Below are 2,357 nucleotides of genomic sequence, written 5' to 3'. Positions count from 1 at the left end.
CGCATGGAAGGAGTAAGACCATGACTACTTCGACCCGAATGATTTGTGCACGCAAAAAATACGAAACTGTTCTATAAATATACTAGGACGCCGTTTTGACATACCCAATTAGCGTTTACGCGCAACAGGAAATCTAGATCCTCCCTTTACAACCGCATCTTTGCTACGACTTCACCATGCAAACCAAAGGTACGCGGTCCGACCGTGTAAGAGAATCCATCGAAAGCGAGATAGCGGAGGGAACGCTGCCGCCCGGTTGTCCTCTTGACGAAGCGCTTTTGATGTCACGGTTCGACGTCTCGAGAACCCCAGTTCGCGAAGCCCTCCTGCAGCTGGTGGGAGCGGGCATGGTCGAAATGCGTCCTCGGCAAGGCGCAGTGGTCGCTGAGATCGCGCTCCCCCGATTGATCGAAATGTTCGATGTGATGGCCGAATTTGAAGCCATGTGCGGTCGACTCGCTGCACGTCGAATAACAAAAATCCAGCTCGCGGAATTATATAAATTCCACGATGCATGCAGGGCTGCTTCCCATGCCGGCGATCGCGACCTTTACTATCGGGAAAACGAACGATTTCATTTTATTATCTACGCCGCCAGCCATAACGTTTTCCTATACGACCAAGCCAAAATCTTGCATCGACGTTTGCGGCCATACAGGCGGCTACAACTGCGTGTACCACGTCGAATGCAAGACTCGTTTATGGAGCATCAGGAGGTGGTAGAAGCGCTAACACGTGCGGATGGGGAGGCAGCAGCCTCAGCTTTACGAAGCCATGTCCTTGTGCAAGGGGAACGCTTCGGGGATCTTATTGCGGCCATGTCGCAAGCAGCCCTGTAACACATTAGATACCTCATCTCCGCCTCGACTATCGCCCAAAGGCCGGTCAAGTCTCGATAAAATTTGTTGGACATTCTCGGAAATCCAAATCTCGAGCGGCGATTTAATGTCCGCGTGCTTCGTCCAAAATGTAACTAATGGCGGAATAGAGATGATGTGCAAGAAGCGGAGCATACCGAAATGATATGTTCCTAGACGTGCCAGCCGAGCGCGCTTCGGCATACCCGCGAAGGCTAAGTTTTGGAAACTTGCGAATGAAAAGCTTAGTTAAGCGTTCGGTTATCGCCTTCATGCAGCTGTGCGAAGTAGTTCTCCGCGAGAACAGAGCTCAAACGTAGCTTAGTTTTGGATATTTTGCTCGCAATCTTCTCAGTATCGCAGCGAATCGTAATGTTGTGGTTATCCGATACATCCGTTCCCTGCCGAATTGGGTCGTTTACGCAAAGATGCCCGTGCGGAGTGAGAGCGATGGTGGGCGCTGATCAGACCGTTGGTCTCGACATTCGATTTGCTGGGCGTTAACATGTACTTGCCCTCTAGCACAACGACGTCAAACTACAAAACAAGTACGCTGAGCCTTACCAAGCCTCATGTCTCGACTATCCCCGTTTCATGAAGGCACCGCTGTTTGACCGGCAGAGTTAGCCGAAAAGTGGTGCCACGCCCGACTTCACTTTCAACGCTTAAGGTTCCATCATGCTTTTGTACGATGCTGTACGACAATGACAATCCGAGCCCTGTTCCTTTACCCACCGCCTTCGTCGTGTAAAACGGGTCGAAGATACGCGACAGGTTTTCATTCGGTATGCCACAACCCGTATCCGAAATTTCGATCGACACGGTGTCATGTTCTTCGCGCGTACAGATCGTGATCCTGCCTCGCTCCTCGCCTAATGCATGTGCTGCATTGACGAGCAAGTTCATGATCACTTGGTTAATTTCAGATGGCAAACACTCAACGTCTGGTATCTGGCCGTAGTCCTTTACGACATCTGCTTTGTATTTGACCTCACTGTGAATGATGTTCAGCGTGGCATCGATTCCTTGATGCAGATTTGCGGACCGCCATTCCAAATGGTCACCTATGCGAGAGAATTCCGTCAACGCCTGGACGATTTTCCTCACCCGGATGATGCCATCTTTGGTCTCGCCCATCAGCACCGGGATATCCTCTTTCAGAAAAGTTATGTCAACACTTTCACCCAGCACTCGAAGGTTTTTCGTTGACGATTGATCACTAATGAAATGCTCAGCCTCCTCGTAAGCTGCGAGCAGGGCAAACAACTTTTCCAAGTATCCATTTAAGGTGTTGATATTTGAAAATATGAAGCCAATCGGATTATTTATTTCGTGCGCGACACCTGCGGCAAGCTGCCCGATGGCCGCAAGTTTTTCGGATTGAACCAGCTGCGCCTGGGCCTGAGAAAGCTTTGCATTCAATTCAGATAATTCCGCATTGCGCGAGACTAGTTCCATTTCCATCGTCTTGCGCTCGGTAATGTTGTAGTTGATGCCGAC

Annotated in this window: 2 protein-coding genes; one reads left to right on the top strand and one right to left on the bottom strand. The window is 50.1% G+C overall.

Going from position 1 to position 2,357, the window contains the following annotated elements:
• The first annotated feature begins 176 nt into the window (after nucleotides 1–176).
• Nucleotides 177–839 (top strand): GntR family transcriptional regulator, encoded by a 663-nt coding sequence (locus tag ACFFAR_RS31050; protein WP_375509209.1) that lies wholly within the window; start codon nucleotides 177–179, stop codon nucleotides 837–839.
• A 588-nt stretch (nucleotides 840–1,427) separates the two neighbouring features.
• Here ACFFAR_RS31050 and ACFFAR_RS31045 read toward each other — a convergent pair.
• The coding region (locus tag ACFFAR_RS31045) for an ATP-binding protein (protein WP_375509208.1) at nucleotides 1,428–2,357 on the bottom strand (930 nt) is incomplete at its 5' end.

The sequence above is a fragment of the uncultured Caballeronia sp. genome (assembly GCF_964243625.1).
Lineage (GTDB): Bacteria > Pseudomonadota > Gammaproteobacteria > Burkholderiales > Burkholderiaceae > Caballeronia.
The sequence above is the reverse complement of the archived record's forward strand: the minus strand, read 5'-3'. Positions and strand labels throughout refer to the sequence as shown.

Bases quoted from the DNA above. Each gene is read 5' to 3' on its own strand.
- ACFFAR_RS31050 (WP_375509209.1), top strand. From the start codon at position 177: ATGCAAACCAAAGGTACGCGGTCCGACCGTGTAAGAGAATCCATCGAA.